Origin of the sequence: Frankia canadensis, assembly GCF_900197875.1 — a bacterium.
Classification (GTDB): Bacteria; Actinomycetota; Actinomycetes; order Frankiales; family Frankiaceae; genus Frankia; species Frankia canadensis.
In genome coordinates this window covers 1-8,605 of sequence record NZ_FZMO01000166.1, presented here as the reverse complement: position 1 = coordinate 8,605, position 8,605 = coordinate 1, and the positions used below count along the sequence as shown (strand labels likewise).

At 76.6% G+C, this 8,605-nt stretch carries 5 protein-coding genes; 2 read left to right on the top strand and 3 right to left on the bottom strand.

Annotation, left to right across the window (positions count from 1 at the left end; genetic code table 11):
* On the bottom strand, positions 1-2,966 hold a 2,966-nt coding region (locus C1A33_RS14880; RefSeq protein ID WP_243407566.1), incomplete at its 3' end, for an FAD-binding and (Fe-S)-binding domain-containing protein.
* A 44-nt stretch (positions 2,967-3,010) separates the two neighbouring features.
* Between C1A33_RS14880 and C1A33_RS14875 the strand changes: the two genes are divergently transcribed.
* Entirely contained in the window at positions 3,011-3,478 is a 468-nt protein-coding gene (locus tag C1A33_RS14875; RefSeq protein WP_101832099.1) for a VOC family protein, read from the top strand.
* A gap of 7 nt (positions 3,479-3,485) precedes the next feature.
* On the opposite strand, the gene C1A33_RS14870 is transcribed toward C1A33_RS14875, so the two are convergent.
* A complete protein-coding gene (locus C1A33_RS14870) occupies positions 3,486-6,092 on the bottom strand; it encodes a helicase domain-containing protein (RefSeq protein ID WP_101832098.1) in 2,607 nt (868 codons plus the stop codon).
* Between the two features lie 429 nt (positions 6,093-6,521).
* A complete protein-coding gene (locus C1A33_RS14865) occupies positions 6,522-7,181 on the bottom strand; it encodes a hypothetical protein (RefSeq protein WP_101832097.1) in 660 nt (219 codons plus the stop codon).
* Positions 7,182-7,401: 220 nt separating this feature from the next.
* On the opposite strand from C1A33_RS14865, the gene C1A33_RS14860 reads away from it, so the two are divergent.
* Entirely contained in the window at positions 7,402-8,451 is a 1,050-nt protein-coding gene (locus tag C1A33_RS14860) for an Acg family FMN-binding oxidoreductase (RefSeq protein WP_101832096.1), read from the top strand.
* Positions 8,452-8,605: the final 154 nt, after the last annotated feature.

Here is an 8,605-nt window from a genome sequence, read left to right as displayed (position 1 = left end):
ATCGGCGGGGGCGTCGGCGGCGCCGCCAGCAGCTCGGCGAGGTGCCGGCCCGACACGCCCACGACGTGGGCTGCCTGCGTCCGGCAGGAGAAGCCGTCCGCGAGCAGCGCCGCGCCCGCCGGAGCCGCCCGGACCGCCGCCGCGATCCCCCGCTCGGCGATCGCGACCGAGACGTCGTAGTGGCCGGCCTCCATGCCGAAGTTGCCGGCCAGGCCGCAGCAGCCGGCGAGCACTCGCACGTCGGCACCGGCGGCGGCGAGCAGGTCGCGGTCGGCGGTGAAGCCGAGCACGGCGTGCTGGTGGCAGTGCGGCTGGGCGACGATCCGGGTCCCGTCGAGTCGTGGCGGGGCCCAGCCGGGGATGGAGGTCAGCAGCTCGGCGAGGGTGCGCACCCCGGCCGCCACCGCCGCCGCGTCCGCGTCGCCGGGCAGCAGCTCGACGAGGTCACCGCGCAGCACCGCGGTACACGACGGCTCCAGTCCGACGATCGGCGTGCCCGCGCGGGCGTAGGGCGCGAGACGCCTCACCAGGGTCCGCAGCCGCCGCCTGGCCCCGTCCAGCTGGCCGGTGGTGATCCAGGTCAGCCCGCAGCACACCGGCCCCGGGCCCGCCGGGACGACGACCCGGTACCCCGCCGCCGTCAGCACCTCGACCGCCGCCCGTCCCACCCCGGGAGAGAACGCCTCGGTGAACGAGTCGACCCACAGCACCACGTCCCCCCGCGGGGGGACGCCCGACGTGCTGGGGGCCCGACGCTCGCGCCACCAGCGGCTGAACGGCCTGGCGGCGAAGGCGGGCACGTCGCGGCGGGGATCCATGCCGCCGAGGCGCAGCAGCGCCCGGCGCGCCCCGCGGCGGGCGAGCACCGCGTTGACCAGGGTGGGTGCCCGCGCGGCCAGCCGGCTCCAGCGCGGCAGCCAGCCCAGCGCGTAGTGGCTGACGGGGCGCGGGCGGCGGCGGTAGGCCCGGTGCAGCACCTCGGACTTGTAGGTCGCCATGTCCACGCCGGCGGCGCAGTCCCGGGCGCACGCCTTGCACGACAGGCACAGGTCCAGCGCCTCGCCGACCTCCGCCGCGCCGGCGCCGCCGCGCACCAGCGTCCCGTTCGCCAGCTCCTGCAGCACCCGGGCCCGGCCCCGGGTGCTGTCCTTCTCGTCCCGGGTGACCTGGAACGACGGACACATGAACCCGCCGGTCACCGACGTGTCGGCGCGGCAGGTGCCGAGCCCGACGCAGCGGTGCGCGGCCCGGGCGAGATCGCCGCCGTCGTGGGCCAGGGCGAAGCCGGTACCCGGCGCGGGGGCGGGCAGCGCGTGGGCGGCGGGCAGGCGCAGGTCGGCGTCGACCGGCCGCGGCCGCACCAGCACACCCGGGTTGAGCAGGTCATCCGGGTCGAACAGCCGCTTGAAGCCGGCGAAGGCGTCGAGCGCCGCCGGCGAGTACATCCGGTCCAGCAGCTCGCCGCGGGCCCGGCCGTCGCCGTGCTCGCCGGACAGCGACCCGCCGTGCGCCGCGACCAGGTCCGCCGCCTCCAGCAGGAACGGGCGCAGCAGCCGCGGGGCCCGCGCGAGCGGCAGATCGAGACGGATGTGCACGCAGCCGTCGCCGAAGTGCCCGTACGGCACGCCGGCCAGCCGGTGGGCGCGCAGCAGCTCCTCGAAGTCACGCAGGTAGGCGCCGAGCCGCTCGGGCGGGACGGCGGCGTCCTCCCAGCCCGGCCAGGCCGGCTCGCCGTCCGCGGTGCGCCCGGCGAGCCCGGCGCCGTCCTCGCGGATCCGCCACAGCGCCCGCGCCTCGGGACCGCTCTCGACCACCCTGGTCGCCGCCGTGCCCGCGTCGGCGGCGAGACGGCGCGCGGCGGCCAGCGCATGGGCCGGCGTGTCGCCGCCGGCCTCGACGAACAGCCAGCCCGCGCCCGCCGGCAGCGCCGGCACGGCACCCGGGCCACGATGGCGGCGCACGATGTCGACGAGCCGGGCGTCCATCCCCTCCAGGGCGAGGGGCCCGTGCGGGCGCAGCGCCGGGACCGCGTCCGCGGCGGTGGCCATGTCCGGGTAGCCGAGGACGACCATCGCCGTGGCCATGGGCGGCGCGACCAGACGCACCGTCGCGCCGAGCACGACCGCGCAGGTGCCCTCGCTGCCGACCAGGGCCTTCGCCAGGTCGCCGCCGCGCTCCGGCAGCAGGTGCTCCAGCCCGTAACCGGACACCTGGCGCGGGAAGCGGCCGAGCTCCGTGCGCAGCGTCGCGAGGTGTGCGCGGGTGAACGCGGCCAGGCCCGGTGGGGGTTCTTCGCCGGCGGCGGCCCGCAGGCGGCGGCCGGTGCCGTCGAGGACGTCGAGGGCGAGGACGTTGTCGCTGGTACGGCCGTAGGCGATCGCCCGCGTGCCGCAGGCGTTGTTGCCGATCATGCCGCCGAGGGTGCACCGGGCGTGGGTGGACGGATCGGGGCCGAAGCGCAGGCCGTGGCGGCCCGCCGCGGCCTGCAGCACGTCCAGCACGACGCCGGGCTGCACGGTGGCGGTGCGGGCGTCCGGGTCCAGCGCGACCACACGGTCGAGATGACGGCTCAGATCCATCACCACGCCGGGGCCGACCGCGTTGCCGGCGATGGACGTGCCCGCGCCACGGGTGGTCAGCGGGGTGCCGGTGGCCCGGCAGACATCGAGCACGGCCGGAATGTCGTCGACATCCCGGGGGAAGACCACCACCACGGGAGGCACACGGTAGTTGGACGCGTCCGACGCGTACTCCGCCCGGCGGCGCGGCGAGGGATCCACCAGCCCGGACGGGTCGCCGGGCGGCACGCCGAGCGCGGCCCGCAGCCGGCCGACGAGCTCGACGCGCCCGCCCGGGCGACCGTCCCGAAACTGTCGGACCCCGGCGCGACGATGTCCGCCGTCCCGCACCGGTCCCCCGTCCCGCACCGGCCGCCCGTCCCGTACTGGTCCGCCGTCCCGCTTCACCCCTCCATCCTTCACCGATGCCAGCGACTTGCCAGGAGGTCACGATGAGCGATGTCGCTCCGATCCCGTCCGACTACCCGAGGGTCTGCCCGTATCTCTGCGTGGACGCCGCCGCCGCCGCGATCGACTTCTACGTGACCGTTCTGGGTGCGACCGAGCGGATGCGGCTCGCCGGTCCCGACGGCAGGATCGGCCACGCGGAGCTGCTCTTCGGCGAGTCCGTGGTCATGATCGCCGACGAGGCGCCGCAGATCGGCGTCCTCGGCCCGGCGTCGGTGGGCGGCACCCCGGTGACGCTGTCGCTGTACGTCGAGGACGTGGACGCGACCTTCGAGCGCGCGCTGGCCGCCGGTGCCACCAGCCGCCGGCCGCCGGCCGACCAGTTCTACGGGGATCGGTCCGGTCAGCTCGTCGACCCGTTCGGCCATCGGTGGAACCTCGCGACGCGCGTCGAGAACGTGCCGCCGGAGGAGATGGCGAACAGGCTCGCGGCCATGGGCGACGGCGGCTGAGACAGGATCAGTCGCCATCGAGGGAGCGCAGGAACGGCGGCAGCTCGCCGGAGTGGACGACGCGCAGCGACCGGGTCGCCCGGGTCAGCGCGACGTACAGGTCCGCCAGGCCGCGGGTCGGCTCGACGAGCAGGTCGGCCGGTTCGACGAGCACCACCGCGTCGAACTCGAGGCCCTTCGTCTCGGCGACGCCGAGGACGGCGACCGGGGCGTCCAGGGCGTTGCCGGCGGCGCTCGCCGGGTCGATCGAGTCGGGGGCGACGGCGAGGTCGGGCAGCAGGGCCATGAGCGCGGCCCGCAACGGCTGGACATCGCGCGGTCGGGCGATCACGGCGACCCGGCCGCCGGCCGCCGCGGCCGCCTCCGCCGTGGCAGCGTGGGCGACCGCCGCGAGCAGCTCGGCGCTCGGCCCGTCCGCGGCGGGCGGGTCGCCGGCCAGCAGCCGCGCGAGCCCGGGCACCGCCTCGACGGCCACGTCGCCGACCCGCAGCGCGGCGGGCCGCCGACCCGCCGAGCGGACCGACACCGGCACCACCAGCGCCGGGTCCTGCGCCCGCAGGACCTCCGCCGCCACGTCCATGATCTCCTGCGGGGTGCGGTAGTTGACGGTGAGGCGCTCGACGGTGAACCGGTCGTCGACCACGGGTCCCAGCAGCTGCTCCCAGCTCGTCGGCGCACCCGGGCGCGCCGTCTGGGCGAGGTCGCCGACCAGCGTCGCCGTGCGCCCCGGGCAGCGGCGCCACAGCAGCCGCCACAGCATCGGCGAGATCTCCTGCGCCTCGTCGACGATCAGGTGGCCGAACGCCCAGGACCGGTCCTCGCGGGCGTGCTCGGCGGCGCTGCGGCGCACCCGTGGGCCGGACCACCGCTCGGCCAGGGCATCCGCGTCGACCTGGCCGTGCAGGCCCAGCATGTCGACCACGCCGCGGGCGTACTCGCGCTCCTCGGCCCGCTCCCGCTCGGCCCGGCGGGCGGCCTCCAGGCCGGCCTCCTCGTCGGGATCACCCAGCAGTTCCGCCGCCTCGTCGAGCAGGGGGACGTCGGCCGGCGTCCAGCGCCGCTCCCCGGCCGGCCGCCGGGCGCCGGCGACGGTGATCGGGTGGATGTCGGGTGCCGGGTGGATGCCAGGTGCCGGGTCGGTGTCGGGTGCCGGGTCGGTGTCGAAGGGCAGTTGCAGCGCGTCGCCCCTGGAAGGGGACGTCCGGCGGCGGCCGCGGCGCGGCGCGGCCTCGGCGGGACGCGGGGTGGGGATGCGCGGGTTCGCCGGCGGTAGGTCTGCCAGCAGGTCGCGTTCGGCCGGGGTGAGCCGACCGCCGGCCGCCCGTGCCAGCACCGCCGGGTCGGTGAACAGCGCGCCGACGAGCTGCTGGGGGGTCAGCAGCGGCCACAGCCTGTCCAGGGCCGCGTGGACACCCTCGTCGAGCCACAGGTCGCGGGTGATCTGGCGGCGCTCGTCGGCGTCCAGCAGACCGCCCGGGATCTGCCGGACCACCTGCGTGGTCAGGTCGCCCAGCAGCTCGCGCAGGAAGACGCGACGGGCCGAGTTGTGCGGGCGGCGGCTGCGCCGCGCGCGGGTGCGCGCCCGGGCGACCGCGTCCCGGCTCAGCCGCAGGACATGATCGTCGTACGGGATGGTCAGCTCGCGCCGCGGCAGCCGCTGGTGGTCGCGGACCGCGGTGGCGACGATGTCGGCCATCCGCGGGTCGCCCTTGAGCGCGGCGGCCTCGACCGGTTCCGTCCCGGTGGCGTCCACGCCGGGGAACAGGCGTGCCGGCGTGGCGAAGACCACGCCCGTCTCGCCGAGCGAGGGCAGCACCTGGTCGATGTAGCGCAGGAACACCGGGCTCGGCCCGACGATCAGCACGCCGGACTGGTCCAGCCGGGCCCGGTCGTTGTAGAGCAGGTAGGCGGCGCGGTGCAGGGCGACGGCGGTCTTGCCGGTGCCCGGTCCGCCGTCGACGACGAGGATGCCGTTCGCCCGCGCCCGGATGATCCGGTCCTGCTCGGCCTGCAGGGTGGCGATGATGTCGTGCATGCGGCCGGTGCGCGGCGCGGCGAGCGCCTCGAGCAGCATCGCGTCGCCCGACTGGACGGCTGTCGCACCGGCGTTGGCGTTGGCGCCTGCGCCCTCGGCGCCGTCCGCCGCGCTCGCGCCGGCGCTGGCCGGGTCGGGCAGGCCGAGTGGATCGTCGGCGATGCCGGTGACCTCACGGCCGCGGGTGCGCAGGTGGCGGCGGCGGACCAGGCCGTGCGGATCGGCCAGCGTCGCCCGGTAGAACGCGGTCGCGACGGGCGCGCGCCAGTCGACGAGGATCGGTTCCTGCTCGCTGTCGGACAGCCCGATGCGGCCGATGTAGGTGCGCCGGCCGTCGGCGTGGTCCATCGCGCCGAAGCAGAGCCGACCCTCGGCGGCGTCGAGGCGGGCGAGCCGGTCGGCGTGCGCCGCGGCGAAGACGTCCCGCTCGACGATTGACTGCGGGGTGCCCGTGCCCACGGCGAGCAGCACGCCGCGCAGCTGCTCGCGGGTGATCTCCCGTACCTCGTCCAGCCGGGTGTACAGCGTGTCCAGGTACGCCTGCTCGCGGGCGCGCTCGACATCCTGCGTGCTCGGCACGGACGCTCCTCCGGGTCTGCCTCGGAATCCTGGTGGACGGCTCGGCCGCCGGACGGCGGGCGGATCGTCGGCCGGACGGCAGCCCCCGCCCGGCGCGCCCGGCCCGCCCCTGAACGCGCGGCGTTGAGCCTGGAAGGTTACAGCCCTTGCGGCGCGAACCGTCCCAGCCTGCCGCCGGTGCCCCGTGTCCACCCCGGCCGGGCACCTGACCGGGCCCGGGAGGATCGGCGCACCGTCCAGGGTACGGACGCCGCGTCGCCCGGCGGGAGCCGTTCGTCCCGTCGGGTTGCACCGAACGGGTACCCGCGCCGGCGGGTCACCCGTCGGCGGCGGGCACTGCGCGGCGGCGGGCACTGCGTCACCGGCCGTCCGAGGGTGTCACCGGCCGTCGGACGGCGGCTCCGCGACCGTTGGAAGGCGCTCCGCCCGTCAGCCGCCGGAGGTGGCCTCGCGCAGGTCGGCGACGTCGTGCTCCTGGCGCACCCGCACCAGCGCGGCGACCAGACGCGGCAGGTCGGCGCGGTCGACGAGGTCGACGAGCCGCGTCACGCTGGTCGGCAGGCCCAGCTCGCCGGCCGTGTGACGGACCCGTTCGTCCAGGTAGGGGACGAGTTCGTCCCAGCCGGCCTGGGCCTCGCGCAGGAAGATGTCGGCGCCGACCGGGCCGATCCCCTTGATCTTCTGAAGCAGCGCCCGCTCGCGCTCCGGTGACTGGCCGGCGGCCTCCCGCAGGCGCCGCACGTCCCCGTCGTAGGTCTCGGACAGGTAGTCGCAGGCGTCGGCGAGCTGGCGGGACGTGCTCTCGTCGTAGCGGGCGTACCCGTTGTGGTTGAGCACCCGGGTGCGCTGCGCCCAGGTCGCGTCGGCCATGGCGGCGGCGTCGGTCCAGCCGGCGTCCATCAGCGCGCGGCAGGCCTGGACCGCGGCGGCCGTGCGGATCCGCGCGCCGGCGAGCAGCGCGAAGACGGTCAGCCTGAACATCGCCTCGGCCGTGTCGGCGGGCACGTCGGCGCCGATCTCCTCGGCGAAGGTGCGCCCGTGCCGGGCGAGCAGTTCGGCGACCACCGCCTCGGTGTCAGTTCCAGCCATGCCTTGGGGCTACCCGCAGGCATCGCCGCCACTCCGGGCACCGAGGCCGGACGTGGCGGCCGCGGCCGTGCTGGGCGGGGCTGGGCGGGGCGGCGCAGGGCAGGGCCGTCCGGCTCCCGCCGAACCTCCGTCGGTCCCGCGTGACGGGTTCCGGTCGGGGCATGTCGGAGACATCGCCGCCCCGGCAGGCTTGGGTGGTACCGGACGAAGGGAGGCCGACATGTCCACCGACACGGCGCGGTCCGTAACACCCCCACTGACCGCGGAGCTGGCTCGGGAGGTGGTCGCCGCGTCTGCCGCGGCGCCGTCCATCCACAACACCCAGCCCTGGCTGTGGCAGCTCGACGCGGGCGGGCTCACCCTGTTCGCCGACCGCTCCCGCCAGCTCGACGTCGCCGACCCGCAGGGCCGTCAGCTGCTGCTCAGCTGTGGGGCGGCGCTGTGCAACGCCCGGCTGGCGCTGCGGATCCGCGGCCTGTCACCCCAGGTCACGCTCCTGCCGGACGGCGACAACATCGGCTCGGCGCCGTTGGCGCGGGTCACCCTCGCCGGCAGCCTGCCCGCCGACGACACCGAGCGTGCCCTCGCCGCGGCGATCCCCCGCCGTCACACCGACCGGCGCCCCTTCGAGGAGCGCCCCCTGCCCGCGGACGCCATCAGCCGGCTGCGCGCCGCCGCCGAGGCCGAGGGCGCCTGGCTGACCGCCCCCACCGATCCCGACCTGCGCGTCCAGGTCAGCGTCCTGCTCTCGCGGGCCGACTGGATCGAGGAGCACAACGCCGCCTACCGCGCCGAGCTCTCCTCCTGGAGCCGGACGGAACCGGCCGCGGACGGCATCCCGCGCGGTGCCGTGGTGCACCTGGACGCGCCGCGGCGCTCCGAGTTCCCCCTGCGGGACCTCGACGTCGCCGGCGAGACCGGCACCACCCACCTGGCCGAGCACGCCGTCGAGCGGCCCGGGATCCTGCTGATCGGCACCGACGCGGACACCACCGCCGACCGGCTGCGCGCCGGCGAGGCGATGCAGCGGGTGCTGCTCGCCGCGACGGCGCTCGGGCTGGCCAGCTCGCCGATGTCGCAGGCGATCGACGTGGAGGGGATGCGCGAGCAGTTCCGCGGCGCGACCGGCGGGCTCGGGCACGTCCAGATGATCCTGCGAGTCGGCTACCCGGAGCCGACCACGGCGCCGGCCGAGCCCACCCCCCGCCGCGAGGTGAACGACATCCTGCGGACCGTCGACACCGACGCTGCCCCCGAAACAGACGGATGATCTGCCGAAAGCTTCGGGAAACCGCCGAGATACGAGGTGTCGGCGGGCCCACGACGGTTTGATGCGTTCAGACCGGCCCGCCGCGGTGGGCACGCGCCGTTCGGGGGCGTCGCGGCCCTCGCGTCCGGCCGGTCGCCAGCGGGGGGCCTGGGGG

Bases quoted from the DNA above. Each gene is read 5' to 3' on its own strand.
- C1A33_RS14875 (WP_101832099.1), top strand. From the start codon at position 3,011: ATGAGCGATGTCGCTCCGATCCCGTCCGACTACCCGAGGGTCTGCCCG.
- C1A33_RS14865 (WP_101832097.1), bottom strand. From the start codon at position 7,181: ATGGCTGGAACTGACACCGAGGCGGTGGTCGCCGAACTGCTCGCCCGG.
- C1A33_RS14860 (WP_101832096.1), top strand. From the start codon at position 7,402: ATGTCCACCGACACGGCGCGGTCCGTAACACCCCCACTGACCGCGGAG.